The sequence below is a fragment of the Sphingomonas piscis genome, assembly GCF_011300455.1.
Lineage (GTDB): Bacteria > Pseudomonadota > Alphaproteobacteria > Sphingomonadales > Sphingomonadaceae > Sphingomicrobium > Sphingomicrobium piscis.
In genome coordinates this window covers 2,684,485-2,706,204 of the sequence record NZ_CP049869.1, presented here as the reverse complement: position 1 = coordinate 2,706,204, position 21,720 = coordinate 2,684,485, and the positions used below count along the sequence as shown (strand labels likewise).

Sequence of the window (21,720 nt, the reverse complement as noted above, 5' to 3'; positions counted from 1 at the left end):
GTCAGCCCCGTCCGATGAGCCGCTGCGCCATTGCGTCGGCTACGCTGGCCGGGTCGCGCCCGGTCGACGCGCTTTCGCTCCAGACGGCTTCTAACCGATCAGGGATGCCCTCGATCCGCTGGCGGACGACGCCTGCGTCGCCATCGTCGAGATATTCGGTGCAGATGTTGATGATCCCGCCCGCATTGATGACGTAATCCGGTGCATAGAGGATGCCCAGCTCGTGAAGGCGCGCGCCATCCGCGGCGGTCGCAAGCTGGTTGTTGGCACCGCCGGCGATAACGGGCACGCGAAGCTCCGGGATCGATTGTTCGGTCAGGATGGCGCCCAGCGCACAGGGGCTAAGCACGTCCGCCTCCAGGGTCAGTATCTCGTCGGTACCGACCACCTGCCCGCCCGCTGCGTCCGCGAGCTTCTGCGCCTTCACAGCGTCGACATCGGCGATGGACAGGCGCGCCCCTTCCGCGGCAGCGTGAAGTGCAACGCCAGTGGCAACACTGCCCGCGCCCTGAAGTGCTAAGTGAAGCCCTTTAAGGCTGTCCTTGCCAAGCGCTCGACGAACGGCCGCCTTGATGCCGAGGAAGACGCCCAAGGACGTATGCGGTCCGGGATCTCCGCCCACCTCGCCACCTTCGGGCGGCAGGCCGGCGACGAACTTCGTCTGACGCGAGATCTCGACCATGTCGGCAACGCTGACGCCGACGTCCTCGGCGGTAACATAGCGTCCCCCAAGCCGGTCGACCGACTTGCCGAACGCCGCCAGCATCTCCGGTGTCTTCGTCCGCTGATCGTCGGCCAGGATCACGGCTTTTCCGCCGCCCAGGGCCAAGCCCGCCATGGCATTCTTGTAGCTCATGCCGCGCGACAGGCGGAGCGCATCGACGACGCCCTGCTCGTCTTCGGCATAATGCCAGAAGCGGCAGCCGCCTGCGGCAGGCCCAAGGTGGGTGGAATGGACTGCGATGATGGCACGCAGGCCGCTCGCGGGATCGGCGAAAAAGTGCAGGTCTTCGTGCTCGTCGAAGTCCGCGTAACCCCAGGGGGTGGTCATAGGAGGACCGGTAAGCCTTTCAGAAAGCTCGAAAAGTGGGGCGACCGACGGGACTTGAACCCGCGACCCTCGGTACCACAAACCGATGCTCTAACCAACTGAGCTACGGTCGCCATGCGCCTTGGCCACAAGGGCCTTGGCAGGGTGTGCGCGTCCATTAGGATTGCTGCAAAGCGAACGCAAGCGACGGTGAGTGCCATGATCAATCCAACCATTGAGAAGTTCGGCTACCCCACCACCCTCATCAAGGCCTACGAACATTGGGTGGTGCTCGCGCGGCCCGCGCAGGTGACGTTAGGGTCGCTGATCCTAGCGGCGCGATCTCCGGCCACCGCCTATTCCCACCTGCCGGTTTCAGCCTTTGCCGAACAAGCGCAGGTCGTTGCGGAGATCGAGCGGGCGCTCGCAGCCTTCTCCGGCTACGAAAAGATCAACTATCTCATGTTGATGATGGTCGATCCTCATGTCCATTATCACATCATCCCCCGCTACGAGGGCGAGCGTTCGTGGGATGGCCTGACGCTCAAGGACGCGGGCTGGCCGGGCGTTCCTGACCTCAAGAATGCGGTAGCGCTCGACGGGGAGCAGATGGCTGCTCTCGTCGACGAACTTCAGCAGCTTTTCCGGTGAGGCGGCATGGTGGGCGCGGTAGGGATTGAACCTACGACCCCACCCGTGTGAAGGGTGTGCTCTACCACTGAGCTACGCGCCCATGCCGATGGAGGAGCGCGCATAAATGCGCTGCTTCCCCAAGTCCAGTGCCTTACTGAACGGCGTCTTTCAGGACCTTGCCCGGTCGAAACTTGGGCTGGGAAGTGGACTTGATGTCGATCGGCTCGCCGGTCCGCGGGTTGCGACCGGTCGATGCCTTGCGGCGCGTGACGCTGAAGTTGCCGAACCCGACCAGGCGCACTTCGTCGCCGCGTTTCAGGGTCGACGTGATGACCTCCAGCATCGTTTCAACCGCCCGGGCGGCATCGCTGCGGTTCAGCCCCGCGCGATCCGCCACTTGGCCGATCAGTTCCTGCTTGTTCATTCCCGTGCCTCTTCTTGGGTGGCACGGGACTCAAGGCCGCGCCGAATGGACCCCTTAAGGCAAGACTCGGCGGCCAAGTCTAGTGGCGAACGGACGGACCCTCGGGCGAAGCGGCTGAATGAACCGGCGGCTCGGCCGCATGCTCGTCGGCATCGCTCCACTCGATCGCCTGCAGCGGCTCGGCAAGCGCCCGCGCCAGCACCTCGTCGACGTGGCTGACCGGAAGGATCTCGAGATGATCCTTCACGCTCCCCGGGATTTCGGCCAAATCCTTCTCATTCTCGGCCGGGATCAACACCGTCTTGATGCCTCCGCGAAGGGCCGCGAGCAGCTTCTCCTTAAGGCCACCGATGGGAAGCACACGGCCACGTAGCGTCACTTCGCCGGTCATCGCAACGTCACGGCGAACCGCGACTCCGCTCAGCGTCGAAATCATTGCCGTGACCATGCCGATTCCCGCGGACGGGCCATCCTTCGGCACTGCTCCCTCGGGCAAGTGCACGTGGATGTCCTTCCTCGCGAAGATCGATGGCTTAACGCCGTAGGCTGGCGCGCGTGCCTTCACGAAGCTCATCGCCGCCTGGATGGACTCCTGCATAACCTCGCCCAGCTTGCCGGTCGTCTTGATCTGACCCTTGCCGGGCACGGTGACCGCTTCAATGGTCAGCAGTTCGCCACCGACCTCCGTCCAGGCGAGGCCAGTCACGGCGCCGATCTGGTCCTCTTCCTCGCCGACACCGTAGCGATAGCGCTGGACCCCCAGATACTCGCTGGCGTTCTCGGCGGTGAAAACCACCTTCTCGGTCTTCTTCTCGAGAATCTGCCGAAGCGATTTGCGGGCAACCTTCGCCAACTCGCGCTCGAGCGTCCGCACACCCGCCTCGCGCGTATAGTGACGGAGGATGATGCGAAGCCCGTCGTCGGCGAACTCCAGCTCGCCGTCCTTCAGCCCGTGCGCTTCGAGCTGCTTCGGGATGAGGTGCCGGTGAGCGATCTCGACCTTTTCGTCCTCGGTATAGCCTTCCAGCCGAATGATCTCCATCCGGTCGAGCAGCGGCTGCGGCATGTCGAGCGAGTTGGCCGTCGTCACGAACATGATGTCCGACAGGTCGTAGTCCAGCTCGAGATAATGATCCTGGAACTTGCTGTTCTGCTCAGGATCGAGAACCTCGAGCAACGCCGATGCGGGATCGCCGCGAAAGTCCTGGCCGAGCTTGTCTATCTCGTCGAGAAGGAACAGCGGATTGGACGTGCCAGCCTTTTTGAGGTTCGACACGATCTTGCCCGGAAGCGAGCCGATATAGGTCCGGCGATGACCGCGGATCTCGGCCTCGTCGCGAACGCCGCCAAGCGACTGGCGAACGAACTCGCGGCCCGTCGCCTTCGCGATGGATCGGCCGAGTGAAGTCTTGCCGACACCCGGAGGGCCGACCAGGCAAAGGATCGGTCCCTTCAGCTTGTTGGTTCGGGCCTGGACGGCAAGATATTCGACGATCCGGTCCTTGACCTTTTCAAGACCATAATGGTCCTCGTCGAGCACCGCCTGCGCCTCGGCGATGTCTTTCTTAACCTTGGATTTCTTGCCCCAAGGCAGCCCGAGCAGAACGTCCAGATAATTGCGCGCCACGGTCGCTTCGGCGGACATCGGCGCCATTGCCTTCAGCTTTTTCAGCTCGGCATTGGCCTTGTTGCGCGCTTCCTTGCTGAGCCGGGTCTTGCGGATCTTGGCCGCAAGCTCGACCAACTCGTCGCCGCCCTCCTCGCTCTCATTGCCGAGCTCGCGCTGAATCGCCTTCAACTGCTCATTGAGGTAATATTCGCGCTGTGTCTTCTCCATTTGCCGCTTCACGCGGCTGCGGATCTTCTTCTCGACCTGCAGAACGCCAAGCTCGCCTTCCATGAAGGCGAACACCATTTCCAGGCGACGCGATGGGTTCAGTTCACCAAGCAACGCCTGCTTGTCCGACACTTTGACCGACAGGTTGGAGGCGACCGCATCCGCAAGTACGGAAGGATCCTCGATCTCCGACAGCTGGATGCCCGTTTCCGGGGCAAGCGCTTGTTGAGCTTCGCATAATTGTCGAACTGCTCGACGACCGAGCGCATCAATGCCTGCGCTTCCGGCCCATCGACGGCCTCTTCGTCAACCTCCTCCACCTCGGCGAGCATGTGACCCTCGCCCGGGGTAAGATTAACCAGGCGGGCGCGCTTGACCCCCTCCACCAGGACACGGACTGTGCCGTCCGGCAGCTTCAGCAGCTGCATGGCGGTAGCGATCACGCCAAGGTCGTACATTGCCTCGCGATCGGGATCGTCCTCGCCCGGATCAAGCTGGGCAACGAGAAAGAGCTGCTTGTCGGCGGCCATCGCAGCTTCGAGCGCGGAAACGGATTTCTCGCGGCCGACGAACAGGGGCACGATGCGCTGAGGAAAGACGACGATGTCACGGAGCGGGAGAATAGGAAGCGATACAGCCATGCCCGTCATATGGGCGCCCGCCTCCCCATGCGCAACAAAGGCGGGAACTTGCATCCTGCTTGACCGCTGAAAGCTGTGGATTTGCGGGAGCATGACGATGGACGAGCGAGAAAAAATCACAACCGGCCCGAACGAGCGCGCGATCGGCGAGAATATCGCAGGCACGGCGCCCGGCATCGCCGATGACGCTCTTGCCCCCGGTCAGGAGTTGCCGGAGGCGCCGAGCGACGAGGAGGTTGCCCGCGCCGCGGAGAAGCTTGGGGTTCCGCTTACCAGAAGCGACGAGCAGCCGCACGAAGGTGACTGAACGCCGGCTGATTGGGGCAATACTGAATTCGTTCAGCTATCGACCTATAGGCACGCGACCATGAAGATTGCACATCTCCTCGCCGCTCCTGTCCTGTTGAGCTTGTCGGCAGGACTGCTGGCCCAGGGATACCCGCCCCCGCCCGGCGGCTATTATCCAGCGCCGGTTCAACAGCAGCCGGCCTGGGGAGCACCCGGCTACCCTGCTCAGCAGCAGCCGTGGGGCGCACCCAGTTACCCCGTGCAGCAGCAGCCCGCGGTTCCCGCAGTACCGGCGGTTGCCAAGCGCAAGCCGATTGAGCCGATCGACCTGCCGCCGGCCATCGAGCAGGGTGTCGACATGATCTTCATCGACCCGGAGATCGAGCCGTCGACCAAGCAGCAGCAAGCCCTGCTTCACGACATCTCCTTTGACGATTGGAGCGGCGCGCCGGTCGACCTCTTCCTCCCGCTCAACCCTTTATACACGGAGCTTCGGCGCGGACTCGTTCGCTATCGTCAGCGCTGGGGCGACCTCCCCGACGTTCAGATTGACGCCGGGACGGCACTCAAGACCGGCATGAACGGCGAGCGGGTTGCGCAGCTACGTACCCGGCTTGGGCTGGCGCCTGGCTCGGAATATGACGCCGCGGTTTCCGCTGCCGTGAAGGAGTTTCAAGCCGCTCACGGGCAAAAGGCGGATGGCATTGCCGGCGCGGGAACGATCAAGGCGCTGAACCTTGGCGCTGATCACTACGAGAAGCTGATCATCATCAACATGGAGCGGGCGAAGCGCCTTCCGCTGGAGGGCGAGCGGCACAAATATGTGCTGGTAGACGCCGGCAGCGCGCGCCTAACCATGTTCGAGAATGGTCGCCCGGTGGACAGCATGAAAATCATCGTCGGCGCGCAGGAAACGGCGACGCCGATGATGGCGGCCTTGATCCGCTACGCGAGCGTCAATCCTTATTGGAACGTGCCGCCTGAACTCGTCACCAAGCTCATCGCCCCGCGCGTTGTCGATCAAGGCGTCAGCTACCTCACCGACCGCGAATATCAGGTCCTCTCCGACTGGAGCGACAATCCGCAGGTGCTCGATCCCAACACGATCGACTGGGTGGCGGTGCGCGACGGGCGCAAGGAAATTCGCCTGCGACGCCTCCCCAGCCCCGCCAACAGCATGGGCATGATCAAGTTCATGCTTCCCAACGACTTCGGAATCTACCTGCACGACACGCCGGACAAGTCGCACTTCGGCAAGGGCGACCAGTGGATAAGCAACGGCTGCGTCAGGTTGGAAGATGCGCGCCGGCTCGCGACCTGGCTATTCGGCGACATGCCGCAGGGACGTAATCCGAAGATTGAGGAAGACGTGCAACTGCGAGACCCGGTGCCCGTCTATATGACCTACCTTACGGTTAGGCCGACGGCGAGCGGGGTCGAGTTCCTACCCGACCATTACGGTCGTGACGACGCAGTCCTTGCTCGTCTCTCGACGACCGGAACCCTTGCCAAAACGGAATTGAAAACGAAGGGAGCCGGCGCGCTTTAAGCGGCGTCGCCGGTCTTGTCCTTCTTGGCGTAAACGCGGACCGGTTCCTTCCGGCCTTCGACCACGTCCTTGTCGACATGCACCTCGTCGACGCCGTCCATCGAGGGCAGGTCGAACATTGTGTCGAGCAGGATGCCTTCAAGGATCGAGCGCAACCCACGCGCGCCGGTGCGGCGCTCGATAGCCTTGCGCGCGACCGAAGTCAGCGCATCGTCGGTGAACTCCAGCTCGACATCTTCCATGTCGAATAGCTTGGCATATTGCTTCACCAAGGCGTTCTTAGGTTCGACCAGGATTTTGACCAATGCGGTCTCGTCCAGGTCCTCCAGCGTCGCGATCACCGGCAGACGGCCGATGAACTCGGGGATGAGGCCGAACTTCAACAGGTCCTCGGGCTCGCAATTCTTGAGAACCTCGCCGGTGCGACGCTCGTCAGGCGCAGCGACATGGGCGCCGAAGCCGATCGACTTGCCTTGCAAACGGTCGGCGATGATCTTGTCGAGGCCGGCAAAGGCGCCGCCGCAGATGAACAGGATGTTGGTGGTATCGACCTGCAGAAATTCCTGCTGCGGATGCTTGCGGCCGCCCTGCGGCGGGACGGAGGCCGTGGTGCCTTCCATCAGCTTCAGCAGCGCCTGCTGCACGCCTTCGCCGGATACGTCGCGGGTGATGGAGGGGTTATCCGACTTACGGCTGATCTTGTCGATCTCGTCGATGTAGACGATGCCGCGCTGCGCCTTTTCGACATTATAGTCGGACGCTTGAAGCAGCTTCAGGATAATGTTCTCAACATCCTCGCCCACGTAACCGGCTTCGGTCAGCGTCGTCGCGTCGGCCATGGTGAAGGGCACGTCGAGGATCCGCGCCAGCGTCTGTGCCAGCAGCGTCTTGCCACAGCCCGTCGGGCCGATCAGGAGAATGTTCGACTTGGCGAGCTCGACCTCGGCGCCGCCCTTGGAGCCGTGATTCAGCCGCTTGTAATGGTTGTGGACGGCAACGGAGAGCACCCGTTTGGCGCGCGCCTGGCCGATGACATAATCATCGAGAACCTTGCAGATCTCGGTCGGCGTTGGAACGCCGTCGCGCGTCTTCACCAGCGCGGATTTCGATTCCTCGCGGATGATGTCGTTGCACAGTTCGACGCATTCGTCGCAGATGAACACGGTAGGTCCGGCGATGAGCTTGCGCACCTCGTGCTGCGATTTACCGCAGAACGAGCAGTAAAGGGTGCTCTTGCTGTCGCCGCCTTGAAGCTTGGTCATTCCCGTCCTTATCAACCGGCCGCGGACAGCCGAGTTCTGCCATGCTAGCCCACTTTATCGCACAAGCAAGCTCTAGGGTAAGTTAACGCCGCCCGCCCGAATATGGCTCCGAATGAAACATATGGAAGCTGCCTAAAGGGGCTGCAAGTGCTCCGCGCCAAAGGATATCAGGACGTTAGCACTTTTCCGGCCAGCAAGAGGCGGGGCGCCGGTCAGGCGTTAATGGCAGCGTCGATTGCGGGGGTAACGCGGTCCACGGTGTAGGGCTTTTCGATCAGTGGCACCGATGCGAACTCCGGCGGCGGCGGATCGACATGGCCGCCGCTGGCGATCACAAACGGAACGCCATTGTCGCGCAGCCGAGTGGCCACCGGCCAGACATTCTCGCCCTTGAGGTTGACGTCCAGGATCGCGACGTCGAAGCCGCCCTTGTCGACGGCGGCAAGCGCATCCCCGACGCTGTCGCACGACCCGGCGACCTGATGGCCCAGGGATTCGAGGAAATCCTCGAGCATCATGGCAATCAAAGGTTCATCCTCGACAATGAGGATGGATCGGGACGCGGACATGAACGCCCGAATAGGGCGCAACCGCAAAAGGTCAAAGGCTTATTTGGTCGCCACGACTCGGCGGGCAGCCTCTGCCAACTCCTGAACCGAGAAGGGTTTGGGAAGAAACGCCACCCCATCCAGGTCGATCGAATTGCGGAGCTGTTCCTCGGCATATCCCGACATGAACAGGATCTTGAGGTTCGGGTGAGTCTTGCGCGCTTCCCTGACCATCGTCGGACCGTCCATGATCGGCATGACGACGTCGCTGATTAGCAATGAGATGTCGGTAAGGCCGGCCAGCAGCTCCAGCGCTTCCTCGCCGTTATCGGCCGTCACCACCGTGTAGCCGTGCCGTGTGAGCGCCCGTTCGGCCACGCTCCGGACCATCGGCTCGTCTTCGACAAGCAGGACGGTGCCGCTGCCCCACAACTCATTCTCTTTCGGCTTGGGGGCCTTGCGCGCCTTCGCCGCACCGGCTTCTTCCTGGTGGACCGGCAGGTAAATGACGAAGCGGGTGCCCTCGCCCAGCTTGGAATCGGCAAAGATGAAGCCGCCCGACTGTTTGACGATGCCATAGACCGTCGACAGCCCCAGTCCTGTTCCCTTGCCGACCTCCTTGGTGGTGAAGAATGGCTCGAACACCTTGCCGAGCACGCTCGGCGCGATTCCGCAGCCGGTGTCGGTAACGGACAAGGCGCTGTAATCGGCCACTGGCAGGATGTCCGATCCCAATTCGGCGACCTGATCGGCGTTCACGGGATAGGTCTGGATGGTGAGCGTTCCCCCGCCCTGTGACGTCATGGCGTCGCGGGCGTTCACCGCCAGGTTGACGATCACTTGCTCGAGCTGACCTGGATCGGCGCGGACGGAGCCGAGATGGCGCCCATGCTTCACCACCAGCTCCACCGTCTCACCGAGCAGGCGTTTGAGCAGATGCGACACTTCGGAGATCACGTCCGGAAGCTGGAGCACTTGGGGCCGAAGCGTCTGCTGGCGCGAGAAGGCCAACAGCTGCCGGGTCAGGCCCGCGGCGCGGTTCGAGTTCGACTTGATCTGCTGGATGTCGTCATAGTCGCTGTCGCCCGGCGTGTGCCGCATCAGCATGAGGTCGCAATGACCGATAATCGCGGTCAGGATATTGTTGAAGTCGTGCGCGACGCCGCCTGCCAGCTGGCCGACCACCTGCATCTTGGTCGCCTGCGCGACCTGCCGCTTCAGCTTGGCTTCCTCGCTATTGTCCTTGAGGAGCAGGAGAACCGCCGCCTCGCCAAGCCCGCGAAGGCCGGCGATGGTCAGTGCCACCGGCTCCGACGGATCGCGCGCCAGCCGCACCGCAAGGTCGCCCGACATTGCAGGGCCGCGTGCGTTGCGCCGCACGGCATCGGCAACCGGCGCCTTGTCGTCCTTGATGACGAGATCGCTCGGATAGCTTGGCGCCGTGCTTCCCTTGATCCCGGCCGCCGTGCGGAAGGCCTGGTTCATCGTCAGGAACCGACCGTCGCGATCCACCAGCGCGAGGCCGATCGGAAGCACATCGAGCAGCTCCTGAAGATGCTGGGACTCGCTGGAGCTTTCGACCACATCATGTTCGAGGAGAAAAGCCGCGAACACGCCTGATTGCGCCTCGACCGGCACCCGGATCAGGCGAAGCGGCCCGACGGTCTGGCCGCCGATCACGATGGCGTGAACGCCGTCCGTCCCGATCAGCTCGTCGAACTTCGCATCCGCTTTGTCCGCTAGGCCGCTCTGTTCCCTGAAGGCGGAGTTGCACGTCAAGATCGCCCCGTCCCGGTCGACCAGGGCCGACAAGACCCCATTCTGTCCCAGGCTTTCGCCACCCTGGGCGCCAAGCCAGCGGGAAATCACATGCTGAGTCTCGGCACTCCGCTGACGCGGGAAGCGCCACAGCAGGAAGTCGCCTTGCGTCCCGACCCGCTCCACCTCGATGGAAGTACGCCCGTCGCCAGTCCCGATCCCCGCAGCACAGCCGGCGCCGTCGCGCACGGCCATGCTGCGGGCGAGCTCGATGGAGTGCGCGCCCTCCTCGTCAACCGCCAACTTTCCCGGCGCGGCGCTGCCGAAACGGTCGCGATAAGCCGCATTGGCGTTAAGCAGGGTGCCCTGCGCCGTCGTCAAGATCGCGGGCTCGGCACACAAGCGGAGCGCCGATGCAACGATGGAGAAGTCGGGGCCATCCTGAAGCATGGCGGGGCTCACGCCAAAGGACGGGCGCCGGAGTGACAGCGCCGCTGCACCCGCGCCGACCATCAACGCCGCCCCTGCCGCCAGCAAAGGTTGCTGCAACAGCCACAGAATTGCCGCCACCGACAAGGCGGCGCCAGCCGCGGTGCCCCAATAAGCCCAGCGAGCCAGACCCGTCGTGGACTGGTCCAGATCCACTGGAGGCTCATCTTGAAACACTAATGCCCTCCCTTCGGGCTCAGCCGCGCCTGGCCATTCCGCTCGGCCTCGACCGTCATATGGCAAGGTGAGGCCGTGTCATAGCGCGGATGAGCACGCGTGAAGACGATCACCGATTGTCGCGAAGGAGACGCCCCTGCTCCCGCTTCCAGTCGCGTTCCTTGATGGTCTCGCGCTTGTCGTGCGCTTTCTTACCCCGCGCCAGCGCAAGCTCGATCTTCGCCTTGCCGCTGGTGTTGAAGTAGACGGACAGAGGCACCACCGTCAGCCCTTGCCGCTGGATGGCGCCGGTAAGCTTGTTGATCTCCCGCCGCTTCATCAGCAACCGGCGCGGCCGCCGGGGCTCATGGTTCATCCAGCTTCCGCTTTTATACTGCGGAATGGAAGCATTGATCAGGAACACTTGATCGCCATCGACGGTAGCATAGCTCTCCGCGATCGAGCCCTCGCCGGTGCGAAGCGACTTCACCTCCGTGCCTTGGAGTTCGATCCCGGCCTCGAAGCGCTCCTCGACGAAATAGTCGTAGCGGGCGCGCCGGTTCTCGGCGACGACCTTGACCTTGTCGAAGGGCTGCTGGGGCTCCTTGGCCATGCGGTGCCTAGATCAGCCCCGCATGGGCCAGCGCGGCATCGACCGCCTGCCGGCTCGCTTCCGACGCTTCGACGATCGGCAGCCGCGCCGAGGGGTCGAAGCCCGGACGAACCCGGCTGACCGCGTATTTCACCGGTGCCGGCGAAGCGTCGGTAAACAGCGCGACGTGGAGCGGGTACAACCTGTCCTGAAGCTCCAGCGCCTCATCCCAGCGCCCTTCACGCGTTGCGCGCTGAAAGTCGGAACAAAGACGCGGCGCGACATTGGCGCTGACGGAAATGCACCCGACCCCGCCCATCGCGTTGAAGCCGAGCGCCGTTTCGTCATTGCCCGACAATTGGCAAAAGGTCTCCCCGCAAGCGGCGCGCTGGGCCGTCACCCTGCCAAGGTCGCCCGTCGCATCCTTGATCCCGATTACCGACGGGATGCGCGACACTTCGGCCAGCGTTTCCACCGTGATGTTGGTCACCGTCCGTCCGGGCACGTTGTAAACAACGATCGGCAGGTCGCAGGCGTCGGCGAGCGCCTTGAAGTGAGCGATCAACCCCGCTTGGCTTGGCCGGTTGTAATAGGGCAAGACGACGAGCGCGGCGTCGGCGCCATCCTTCTGAGCCTCCCGCATGTTGGCAATGGCCGATTGCGTGTTGTTCGATCCGCACCCGGCGATCACCGGAACGCGCCCCCGCGCCTGCTCGACGCAGATCGCAATGACCCGGTGATGCTCCTCGAAATCTAGGGTGGCGGATTCTCCGGTGGTGCCCACCGGCACCAGCGCATCGCTGCCCTCAGCGACCTGCCACTCCACGAAATCGCGGAATGTGGCCTCGTCGACACGGCCATCCGAAAAGGGGGTGATCAGCGCGGGAATAGACCCGAAAAACATGAACCTAAGCCTTGTGCGGTGAGTTTGCTGAACATGACGGGGTGGCCACGTTCATGGCCTGATAAGGACGGTATCGGCATGATGTCCAGCATGAGGCGCGCAGCTTTTCTCCTCGCCGTCGGATTGATGGTGGCACCATCCGCTTCCGCTCAGCTTCCGACGGTCCGCTACGGGGCCGTTCCAGCCTACGCCAATGCCGACATCAATGCCGCCCTTGGCACCTGGCGGCAGCTCCGTCAGAGCGATCGCTACGGCTTCGCGACCTACGCGGGTTTCCTGATCGCCAATCCCGGTTGGCCGGGTGAGACGAACATGCGCCTCAACGCCGAGAAAGCCATGCGGATCGGCGAACATGGTCCCACCGTGCTCGCATTCTTCGGGCAGAAAGCACCCACTACTGGCAACGGCCATGCGCAGCTGGCGATGGCGTTGCAGGCTGCGGGTCGCTCGGCGGAGGCGGCATCCGCGGCGCGCAGTGCCTGGGCGGCGGGTGACCTCGGCCCAGAGCATGAGCAGCAGCTCTATGCCCGGCTAGGCGGGATCTTTACCGCCGCGGATCATGAGCGAAGGGTCGACGGTCTTCTGTTCGCCAAAAAGCCGACCGACGCCCAGCGTTTCGTGGGTCTGGCAACGCCGGCGCGGCAGCCTGCACTCGCCGCGCGCATCGCGATGCAGCTACGCACCGCTGATGCCGAGCAGCGTTTCTCGCAAGTCGCGGGGCTCGTCGGACTGGACGCGGGTTTGCTGATGGATCGCCTTCGCTACCTTCGGGCAGCCGGAAGCGAGCAAGCCGCACGATCGCTGGCGGCTCGTCCCCATGCATTCTCGATCCGTCCAGGTGATCCCGACCGTTTCTATGAAATGCTGCTGGCTCTGGCGAACGGCGCTTACCGTGACCGGCAATATGTCACCGCCTACAACATCGCTCGGCAGGTCGACGACGCCTTCCCCGCGGGCACCGATATCGCCGCCCAGCCGCTCGGCATCCGGGACAAATATACCAGTCTGACGTGGCTCGCCGGCACGACTGCATTGGACCGCAATGCCAAGCCGCTCGACGCCATCGCCTTGTTCGATCGCTACGCACGCGGCGGCAAGTCGCTCCAAGTGCTGACCAAGGGCAGCTACTGGGCAGGACGCGCCGCCCTTGCGGCAGGCCAGGCCGGAACCGCCGCTTCCTACTTCCAGCGTGCGGCCGCCTATCCCGAACTCTTCTACGGACAGCTGGCGCTTGAACGGACGGGCCGCAACGTCCCTGCGCCGGGTCATGCCGCCGCGGTTGCGCCGAACGACCCAGCCCGCGCCTTCTTCAATAGCAATCCCCTAGTGCGCGCCACGCGGCTGCTCGACCAGCAAGGCCAACGGCAGGATCAGGCGCTTTTCGTCCGTGCACTTGCCGAATCGCTGACGGACAATAACCAGCGCGCATTGGCTGTCGAAATGGGTCGGCAGACCGGTCGCGACGACCTGCCGGTGTGGGTTGCCCGGGCAGCGCGCAACAACGGCAGCATGTTCTATGTCCGCCAGGCCTTCCCGGTCCATGCCCTCGCCCAGCGAGCCAGCCTGCCATCGGTGGTCAACGGGATCACGCGACAGGAGAGTAGCTTTGACCGAACGGCTGTCAGCCACGCTGGCGCGCGCGGCATGATGCAGCTGATGCCGGGCACTGCGCAGGAGCAGGCGGGCAAGATGGGTTACGGCTATGATTATGGCCGGCTGACCTCCGATCCCGCCTACAACGTGATGCTCGGCTCGGCTTACTTCCAGCGGTTGCTTAATATTTGGGGCGGCAACGTTCCGCTGGCGGTGGCAAGCTACAATGCGGGCGCCGGCAACGTTCGCAAATGGATCAACGCCAATGGCGACCCGCGTGGAAACGTCGACGTTCTTAAGTGGATTGAGGCAATCCCGTTCACCGAGACCAAGGGCTACGTCCAGCGAGTGATCGAGAACAGCGTCGTCTATGACAGCCTGAACCCGTCGCCCACGCCGCAATCGGCTATGCATGTCTCCCGCTATCTTGGGAAGTCGCGTCCAGGCTAAGGCTGGGCACATGAGCTCGACCGACCGCTACATCACTCCGCAAGGCTTCGCCCGCATCCGCGCCGAATATGAGCAGCTGTTCGGCACCGAGCGGCCGAAGCTGGTTGAAACCATTTCCTGGGCCGCCGGCAACGGGGACCGATCGGAGAATGGCGATTACATCTACGGCCGCAAACGGCTGCGTGAGATTGACCGGCGTCTCGGCTATCTCGCCAAGGTGATGAAGGATGCCAAGGTCGTCGACCCCGCGGCGCAGGGCAGCCGTGACCAGGTCCGCTTCGGCGCGACGGTCGAACTGGCCGATGCGGACGATAACCGCCGAACCGTTACCATCGTCGGCAATGACGAGGCGGACGCCTCCTCTGGTCACATCGGATGGAGCGCCCCCATCACTCGCGCGCTCATCGGCGCCCGCATCGGCGACGAGCGGATCGTCCGCTTACCGGCTGGCGAGAAGAGCTATGAGGTGCTGGCCATCAACTATCCGCCACAACCCGGATCGACAGCTCCTTGAGCTGCTTGGGCGTCACCGGCGCCGGCGCGTTCATCATCAGGTCTTCCGCTTTCTGGGTCATCGGGAAGACGATCACCTCGCGGATGTTCGGCTCGTCGGCGAGCAGCATGACGATGCGGTCGATGCCGGGCGCCGAGCCGCCGTGCGGCGGCGCGCCATACTTGAACGCGCCAATCATGCCGGGGAAATTGGTGTCTACGTCCTCACGGCTGTAGCCGGCGATTTCGAACGCCTTGTACATGATATCCGGACGGTGGTTCCGGATCGCGCCGGAGCTCAACTCCACGCCGTTGCAGACGATGTCATACTGCCACGCCAGGATGTCGAGCGGATCCTTCGTCTCGAGCGCCTCCAATTCGCCCTGCGGCATCGAGAAGGGGTTGTGCGAAAAGTCGATCTTCTTCGCCTGCTCGTCATATTCGAACATCGGAAAGTCGACGATCCAGCAGAAGCGGTAGGCGTTCTTCTCGATGAGGTCGAGCTGCTCGGCCACGCGCGTTCGGGCCAATCCGGCGAGCTTGGCGGCTTCGGCCTCCTTGCCCGCAGCGAAGAAGATGCCGTCGTCGGGGCCGAGTTCCATTTCGGCGGCGAGCTTGTCCATTCCTTCGGTGCCGTGGTTCTTGGCGATCGGCCCACCCCATTCGCCGCCCTTGCGGGTGGCATAGCCCAGACCGGCGAACCCCTCGCCGCGTGCCCACTCGTTCATGTCGTCGAAGAACTTGCGGCTGAGCCCAGCGGTGTTCGGCGCCGGCACCGCGCGGACCACGCCGCCGCCGTCGGTGATCTTCGCAAACAGGCCGAAGCCTGAGCCCGCGAAGTGCTGGCCGACGTCGGACACCAGCAAGGGGTTGCGGAGGTCCGGCTTGTCGCTGCCATACTTCAGCAAAGCTTCCTTGTAGGGAATGCGTACGAACTCGCCGGCCGGCGTGACGTAGCGGTCGCCCGCGAACTCTTGGAACACGCCCGAAAGCACCGGCTCGATGGCGTTGAACACATCGTCCTGCGTGACGAAGCTCATCTCGAAGTCGAGCTGGTAGAATTCGCCCGGGCTGCGATCGGCGCGTGCGTCTTCATCGCGGAAGCAAGGCGCGATCTGGAAGTAGCGGTCGAAACCGGCAACCATCAGCAGCTGCTTGAACATCTGCGGCGCCTGCGGGAGTGCGTAGAATTTGCCCGGATGGACGCGGCTGGGGACAAGATAGTCGCGCGCGCCTTCGGGCGAGCTGGCGGTCAGGATCGGGGTCTGGAACTCGGTAAAGCCCTGCTCAATCATTCGTCGGCGGATCGAGGCGATCACCTGCGAGCGGAGCAGCATGTTCTGATGCACGCGGTCGCGGCGGAGGTCGAGGTAGCGGTACTTCAGGCGGATATCCTCGGGATACTCCTGGTCGCCCGCCACCGGCATCGGCAGTTCGGCGGCGGCCGACTGGACGGTGACCTCACGGGCGAACACCTCGATGTCGCCGGTGGGCAAGTTCGCGTTGGTGGTGCCCTCGGCACGCGCCTTCACATTGCCGTCGATGGTGACCACCGACTCGACCCGCAGCCGGTCGAGGATCGGCAATGCCGGGCTGTCGGTATCCGCGACGATCTGCGTGATCCCGTAATGGTCGCGAAGGTCAACGAACAGCACGCCGCCATGGTCGCGCTTGCGATGGACCCAACCAGACAGGCGCACTGTCTCGCCAACATGGCTGGAGCGAAGGTCGCCGCAATTGTGGCTGCGATAGGCGTGCATGATGATGGCGTTTCCGGCGTCTGAAGGTTATAGGAAATGAAGGGCCGCGCTACGCCCGCGAATCTGCTCTTTGTCAAGGCGCGCGGCCGCCGCTATGGCGCCTCTCACTCATGCAGATTCATCCACTTATCGCCACATCCGAAGAGCTTGCGAGCCTCGTCGACCGGCTGAAGACCCAGCCCTTCATCGCCGTCGACACTGAGTTCATGCGCGAAAATACCTATTGGCCCGAGCTGTGCCTGATTCAGGTCGCCAGCACGGAGGAAGCCGCCGCGATCGACCCCCTCGCCGATATCGACTTGAAACCGTTGCTGGACCTCCTCGTGAACAATGAGGATGTGCTTAAGGTCTTCCACGCCGGCGGCCAGGATCTGGAGATCGTCCATAACCTCACCGGAAAGACCCCTTACCCGCTCTTCGATACCCAGATCGCGGCCATGGCGCTCGGGCACGGCGAGCAGATCGGCTACTCCAATCTCATCGAGTCGCTGCTCGGCCATAGCCTCGACAAGGGTGCGCGGTTCACCGACTGGAGCCGTCGCCCCCTCGACAAGCGACAGATCGACTATGCGATTGCCGACGTTACGCACCTTGCCACCGTTTTCCCCAAGATGGTCGAGAAGCTTCGGCGTAACGGACGCGGCGCCTGGCTCGACGAGGAGATGGAGCGCCTCGCGGACCCGTCCAGTTTCGCGTTCGAGCCTGAAGATGCCTGGAAGCGCCTGAAGCTTCCGAGCCGCAATCCGGCGGTGCTTGGCCGGCTGAAGGCCGTTGCCGCCTGGCGTGAGACCGAGGCGCGGTCGAAGAACCTGCCTCGGGGCCGAATCGTGAAGGACGACACGCTGAGCGAGATCGTCCTTCACCCACCAAAGACACAGGACGACCTTGGCAAGATTCGCGGCCTGTCCGCCGGCTGGCGAGCCAACGACATCGGCGCGCGGCTGATGGCAACGATTGCCGCATCCAAGCCGCTGGAGGCGGATGAGCTGCCCGACCGCGAACCGCGCCGTCCGGGGCTGACGAAGGATGGAGTGCTGATCAGCGACTTGCTGAAGCTCCTGCTGAAGATCCGCTCAAAGGAAATCGGCGTCGCTGCACGGCTGATTGCCCGTTCGGACGATCTGGAAGCGCTGGCCGCCGGCGTGCGCAAGGACCTGAACATCCTAAAGGGCTGGCGCTTCGATCAGTTCGGCAAGGACGCGCTCGATCTGGTCGAGGGACGGCTCGGCTTCGGGGTCGAAAATGGCAAGCTCAAGATGAGCCGGATCGCCGAAGCTCCGGCCGACTAGCCGTCGATCATCCCTGCTTCGACGAGGGCGCGCTTGATGGTTGGCAGGCTGATGCGCGCGCGTTCTGCGATAGCGTAGCGATCGACCGCCTCGACCGCCCGCTCAACGCTCCAATAGTCACGGTACAGCCGCTCGCTCATGAACTTGAGTGCTTCGGCCGGGATGTGCAGCCCGCGGTCGGCGAACAGCAATTGGATGAGAGCGGAAAACAAGGTGTCGTCGGGCAGTCCGATCCGGACCACTGGAGTGACGGCAACCCGCGTTCGCAAGTCAGGTAGAGCCGGCGTCCATTCCGGTGGCACGACATCGGCGATCATGACCAACGGACGGCCGCTGTCCTGCGCCTGGTTCCAGGCGTGAAACAGCTCCTCCTCTTCGCGCTGGTCGGCATTGTCGAAGAGCCGGCCTCCGACCCGCTCGACGAAGCTTCGCGCCAGCAACGTCCTCCCCGACCGGCGTGGGCCTGTCAGGATAGTGGCTTTGACCGGCCACATGCTTAGCCGCCGGAAATGGTCAAACGCCTCGCGATTGGCATCGCTCAGGATGAAACGGGAATCACCGTCGCTTTGGGGCCAGTCGAGCGGGAGCGCTATCTGGTCGGGCCGGCTGCTCACTGAGAGGTCGGTCCCGTCGTAGCCGGATTGGGTTGCTGTTGAGGCGTGCTGGCCGGCGGCGTTGTTGGCGTGGCTCCCGGCGTTGCGGCAGGCGGGGGCGTCGGCCGCGGCGGCGGCGGCCCGGCATTGCCGCTGATCCGCACGGCGCTGCCGAGATTTTCGACGCTATACCCTCGGCCTGACAGCGCTGCCGCAAGCTGTGACAGCGATCCGCGGAAGATGACGTGGATGTAGCTGACACCGCCGATGTTGACCCCGACCACCTGGCTGCTGTCGACCCCGCCAAGCGTGCGTATGTTGGCGACCGCAAAGTTGTAGGTGTTCACATCGGGCGACACGATCTGGATCTGATAGGCGGCCGGCGCCACCGCTTCTTGCGGCTTCGCCTCCTCGGGCTCTTCTTCCTCGAGTTGCGGCAATTCGGGCGGCGGCGGCAGATCGAGCGAGGAGTCGCGCTGCAGGCGGCCGGCAAGAAGTGCGCGCTGGAACAATTCGTCCATCCGGCGCACGCCTTCGTCCATCATCGCCTGAACATTTCCATCCGCAGCCATCAGTTCGAAACCGCCGACGATCTCACTGTCCGGCCCGTGGCGCGCGATGAAGCGCCCGCGCGCAGGACCGCCGGGGTAGGCACGGTTCAACTGGACCTCGGCGACCAGGATGTCCGCAGCCCCGTACAGGTCGACGATGTTGCGCCACCATCCACGGCCGGGACGGTCCGTCTGGGCCGCGTTCACCAGCACCGGATCCACTCCAAGCCCGCTCACCCGCACATAGTCGATTGTGCTTTGCGAGGTTCGGAACTGGGCCCAGGCGCGCTGCCAGCTGTTCTTCAGCTCAACGGACGTCGCAGTACCACCGCTTACCAGGATGGGGATCAGCAGCATCGGCTGCGAACGCCGCATTTCACCACCGATGCCGAGGAGGCCGCCTGCCTTGGCACGATCGAACAAGATACCGAGGTCGGCGATGTAGCGGTTGGGGCCGATCTGTTCGCGTTCGACGATGATCGAGCTGACCATGCCGTCCAGGACCGTATCCGAAAGCGTCGGTGCCTGGCTGACCGGAAGCTTATGCGTCTTGGCCCAAAGCGCCTTGAACCCTTCGCGCTGCGCCACGCGCCAGCCGGAGAAGCGCGCGTCCTGCGCATCCTTTCCGCCGACGTCGACGTGGATACCGGTGATCTCCAGCGTGCCCGAACTGTCGATCGGCGCGATGCCGCGATCGGCGGATTCGAGCTGCGCCTGAAGCCCGGCGGAAATTCCGACGGCGCCCAGGAGGATCAGCGCGAAGAGTGCGAGCAGGCGGCGAGACATGTAGGAGGCGCTTTTGGCGACAATAGCGTGGAAATCCAAGCGGCTTGTCTCTAGTGGCGCCTGTTAATGAGCCAAAAGCCACTCACTTATGCCGATGCCGGCGTCTCCATCGATGCCGGCAATGCCTTGGTGAAGGCCATTGCGCCGATCGCCCGCTCAACCTCCCGCCCCGGCGCCGAGGTCGAACTAGGCGGCTTTGGCGGTTTGTTCGATCTTCGAGCGGCCGGCTATTCCGATCCGCTGCTGGTCGCCGCGAACGACGGCGTTGGGACAAAACTGAAGCTCGCCATCGACCTAGGCCAGCACGATGGTGTCGGGATCGACCTCGTCGCCATGTGCGCCAACGACCTTATCGTCCAGGGTGCAGAGCCGCTCTTCTTCCTCGATTATTACGCGACCGGAAAGCTGGACCAGCAGGTTGCGGCCGCGGTTGTCGCTTCCATCGCAGAAGGATGCCGGCAGGCTGGCTGCGCGCTGATCGGCGGTGAAACGGCGGAAATGCCGGGCATGTACAGCGGCGGCGACTATGACCTTGCCGGTTTCTGCGTGGGGGCGGTTGACCGGGACAAGGTTCTTACGGGAAGTGCGGTGGCCGTTGGTGACGTCATCCTCGGCCTGGCAAGCAATGGTGTGCACAGCAACGGCTTTTCGCTCGTGCGCCGGATCATTGCGGACTGCGGTTGGAGCGTCGAAGGCGACCTCGGCCGGGCGTTGCTGACCCCGACGCGCATCTATGTGCGGTCTTTGCTTCCGCTGGTGAAGGCGGGACAGGTTCACGGCCTGGCGCACATCACCGGCGGCGGCCTGCTCGAGAACGTGCCACGGGTGCTGAAGGACGGCTGCCATGCTGCAATCGACACAGGAAGCTGGACGCTCCCATCGCTCTTCGCGCAGCTCCAGGAGGGCGGATCCATCGCAGCGGGTGAAATGGCGCGAACCTTTAACTGCGGGATCGGCATGGTCGCGATCGTGCCGTCACAGAATGCCGACATGGTCACCGCCGCTCTCCAAGCTGCAGGGGAGCAGGTCTTCCGTATCGGCCGGGTAGAAGCCGGTGAGCGTGGCTGCACGGTCAGCGGCGCGGCCGGCAGCTGGGGCAGCGGTGAGGCCTGGAGCGCGACCCACCTTCATGGCTGATCGCGCCAAGGTCGCCGTTCTGCTCTCAGGGCGCGGGTCCAACATGGCTGCGCTGCTCTATGCTGCCAAAGCCGCCGACTGTCCCTTTCGGATCGCATTGGTCAGTGGCGACAAGCCCCAGGCGCCCGGGCTACTTCTGGCGGAGGCGGAGGGTGTTCCCGTGCTCCGACTGTCGGCCAAGGAGCTGGGCCGCGAAGCATTCTTTGGGCAGCTGGACGACAAGCTCAGGGAAGCAGGAGCTGACTATATAGCACTGGCTGGATTCATGCGGATTTTGCCCGCGGATTTCGTCGGCAAGTGGACCAACCGCATCCTCAACATCCACCCATCCCTGCTGCCCAAGTACAAGGGCCTAGATACTCACCAAAAGGCGCTCGACGCCGGTGACAGGGTCGCGGGCTGCTCCGTGCATATCGTGACGCCCGAGCTGGACGACGGCCCCATCCTCGCGCAGACGGAAGTGGCGGTTCTGCCGGACGACAGTGCCGAGACGCTGGCGGCACGCGTGCTGATTGCCGAGCACCAGCTCTACCCCCGCGCACTCGCCGGGTACGTATCACGGGAACTCGACCCATCATGGATCGAGCAGAAGGTCGGCGAGCTAGCCTTGGAACTTCCGGAGACGCGCTCAAAGACCAGCCACGGTTCTCCAGCCTGGCGCGTCGGCAGCGAGAGCAGCGGCAAGTTCTTTGCGATCATGTGGGATCGCCACCATGGCGAGGACAGCATCGGCGTGCTGGTAAAATGCGGTGGGCAGGACGAGATGGCCCATCTCACCGAGAGCGAGCCGGACATCTACTTTCGGCCGGCCTACTATGGTCCGTCCGACTGGATCGGCATTCGCCTCGACCGGCAGAATGTCGACTGGGACCATGTCGCCGAATGGCTTCGGCGCAGCTGGAGCATCGTCGCTCCGCCGCGCCTCACCAAATTGATGCGCGCGGCGGAGACGTTCTAG

Annotated in this window: 18 protein-coding genes, 2 tRNA genes and 1 pseudogene; 8 read left to right on the top strand and 13 right to left on the bottom strand. The window is 63.7% G+C overall.

Going from position 1 to position 21,720, the window contains the following annotated elements; all coding sequences use genetic code 11:
• Window position 1: 1 nt before the first annotated feature.
• Together G7077_RS13760 and G7077_RS13755 are read right to left on the bottom strand one after the other, a co-directional pair.
• Window positions 2-1,051: a Glu/Leu/Phe/Val family dehydrogenase gene (locus G7077_RS13760; protein WP_166412203.1), complete on the bottom strand. Its 1,050-nt coding sequence runs from the start codon at window positions 1,049-1,051 to the stop codon at window positions 2-4.
• 36 nt (window positions 1,052-1,087) lie between these two features.
• Window positions 1,088-1,164: transfer RNA gene (locus G7077_RS13755), tRNA-His, on the bottom strand.
• An 88-nt stretch (window positions 1,165-1,252) separates the two neighbouring features.
• Here G7077_RS13755 and G7077_RS13750 point away from each other — a divergent pair.
• The gene (locus G7077_RS13750; RefSeq protein WP_166412504.1) at window positions 1,253-1,681 is read left to right on the top strand and encodes an HIT family protein; all 429 of its coding nucleotides are present in this window, start codon (window positions 1,253-1,255) and stop codon (window positions 1,679-1,681) included.
• Between the two features lie 7 nt (window positions 1,682-1,688).
• Here the strand turns inward: G7077_RS13750 and G7077_RS13745 are convergent.
• From G7077_RS13745 to G7077_RS13735, 3 genes and pseudogenes are all read right to left on the bottom strand, one after another.
• A tRNA-Val gene (locus G7077_RS13745) sits at window positions 1,689-1,763 on the bottom strand.
• 51 nt (window positions 1,764-1,814) lie between these two features.
• Window positions 1,815-2,087 (bottom strand): HU family DNA-binding protein, encoded by a 273-nt coding sequence (locus G7077_RS13740; RefSeq protein WP_166412202.1) that lies wholly within the window; start codon window positions 2,085-2,087, stop codon window positions 1,815-1,817.
• 82 nt (window positions 2,088-2,169) lie between these two features.
• Window positions 2,170-4,505, bottom strand: a pseudogene (locus G7077_RS13735) (LON peptidase substrate-binding domain-containing protein); the annotation flags it as partial.
• Window positions 4,506-4,662: 157 nt separating this feature from the next.
• Here G7077_RS13735 and G7077_RS13730 point away from each other — a divergent pair.
• On the top strand, window positions 4,663-4,872 hold the full coding sequence (locus G7077_RS13730; protein ID WP_166412201.1) for a hypothetical protein: 210 nt from the start codon (window positions 4,663-4,665) through the stop codon (window positions 4,870-4,872).
• Window positions 4,873-4,932: 60 nt separating this feature from the next.
• Window positions 4,933-6,402, top strand: a complete 1,470-nt coding sequence (locus G7077_RS13725) for a L,D-transpeptidase family protein (protein WP_166412200.1) — start codon at window positions 4,933-4,935, stop codon at window positions 6,400-6,402.
• Here the strand turns inward: G7077_RS13725 and clpX are convergent.
• The 5 genes from clpX to dapA form a co-directional block, all read right to left on the bottom strand.
• Window positions 6,399-7,664: an ATP-dependent Clp protease ATP-binding subunit ClpX gene (gene clpX / locus G7077_RS13720; protein WP_166412199.1), complete on the bottom strand. Its 1,266-nt coding sequence runs from the start codon at window positions 7,662-7,664 to the stop codon at window positions 6,399-6,401. The genes G7077_RS13725 and clpX overlap by 4 nt on opposite strands.
• Before the next feature lie 212 nt (window positions 7,665-7,876).
• Complete coding sequence (locus G7077_RS13715; protein ID WP_166412198.1) at window positions 7,877-8,233, bottom strand: response regulator; 357 nt, start codon at window positions 8,231-8,233, stop codon at window positions 7,877-7,879.
• Between the two features lie 39 nt (window positions 8,234-8,272).
• Window positions 8,273-10,615 carry a response regulator gene (locus G7077_RS13710; RefSeq protein ID WP_425505288.1) on the bottom strand — a complete coding sequence of 781 codons (2,343 nt, stop codon included), beginning with the start codon at window positions 10,613-10,615 and terminating at the stop codon, window positions 8,273-8,275.
• A 130-nt stretch (window positions 10,616-10,745) separates the two neighbouring features.
• Window positions 10,746-11,228 (bottom strand): SsrA-binding protein SmpB, encoded by a 483-nt coding sequence (smpB, locus tag G7077_RS13705; RefSeq protein WP_166412197.1) that lies wholly within the window; start codon window positions 11,226-11,228, stop codon window positions 10,746-10,748.
• 7 nt (window positions 11,229-11,235) lie between these two features.
• The gene (gene dapA, locus G7077_RS13700; RefSeq protein ID WP_166412196.1) at window positions 11,236-12,111 is read right to left on the bottom strand and encodes a 4-hydroxy-tetrahydrodipicolinate synthase; all 876 of its coding nucleotides are present in this window, start codon (window positions 12,109-12,111) and stop codon (window positions 11,236-11,238) included.
• A gap of 90 nt (window positions 12,112-12,201) precedes the next feature.
• On the opposite strand from dapA, the gene G7077_RS13695 reads away from it, so the two are divergent.
• Entirely contained in the window at window positions 12,202-14,154 is a 1,953-nt protein-coding gene (locus G7077_RS13695) for a lytic transglycosylase domain-containing protein (protein WP_166412195.1), read from the top strand.
• A gap of 10 nt (window positions 14,155-14,164) precedes the next feature.
• On the top strand, window positions 14,165-14,668 hold the full coding sequence (greB, locus tag G7077_RS13690; protein ID WP_166412194.1) for a transcription elongation factor GreB: 504 nt from the start codon (window positions 14,165-14,167) through the stop codon (window positions 14,666-14,668).
• Here greB and aspS read toward each other — a convergent pair.
• Window positions 14,631-16,406, bottom strand: a complete 1,776-nt coding sequence (gene aspS, locus G7077_RS13685; protein WP_166412193.1) for an aspartate--tRNA ligase — start codon at window positions 16,404-16,406, stop codon at window positions 14,631-14,633. The genes greB and aspS overlap by 38 nt on opposite strands.
• A 110-nt stretch (window positions 16,407-16,516) precedes the next feature.
• On the opposite strand from aspS, the gene rnd reads away from it, so the two are divergent.
• A complete protein-coding gene (rnd, locus tag G7077_RS13680; protein ID WP_166412192.1) occupies window positions 16,517-17,695 on the top strand; it encodes a ribonuclease D in 1,179 nt (392 codons plus the stop codon).
• On the opposite strand, the gene G7077_RS13675 is transcribed toward rnd, so the two are convergent.
• Window positions 17,692-18,189 carry an HdaA/DnaA family protein gene (locus tag G7077_RS13675; protein ID WP_166412191.1) on the bottom strand — a complete coding sequence of 166 codons (498 nt, stop codon included), beginning with the start codon at window positions 18,187-18,189 and terminating at the stop codon, window positions 17,692-17,694. The two genes, rnd and G7077_RS13675, sit on opposite strands and share 4 nt — an antisense overlap.
• 116 nt (window positions 18,190-18,305) lie before the next feature.
• Window positions 18,306-19,625 carry a heavy-metal-associated domain-containing protein gene (locus G7077_RS13670; protein WP_166412190.1) on the bottom strand — a complete coding sequence of 440 codons (1,320 nt, stop codon included), beginning with the start codon at window positions 19,623-19,625 and terminating at the stop codon, window positions 18,306-18,308.
• 66 nt (window positions 19,626-19,691) lie between these two features.
• Between G7077_RS13670 and purM the strand changes: the two genes are divergently transcribed.
• Both purM and purN read left to right on the top strand, forming a co-directional pair.
• Entirely contained in the window at window positions 19,692-20,762 is a 1,071-nt protein-coding gene (gene purM, locus G7077_RS13665; protein ID WP_166412189.1) for a phosphoribosylformylglycinamidine cyclo-ligase, read from the top strand.
• Window positions 20,755-21,720, top strand: coding sequence for a phosphoribosylglycinamide formyltransferase (gene purN / locus G7077_RS13660; protein ID WP_166412188.1), 966 nt, complete (start codon window positions 20,755-20,757; stop codon window positions 21,718-21,720). The genes purM and purN overlap by 8 nt, the downstream gene beginning before the upstream one ends.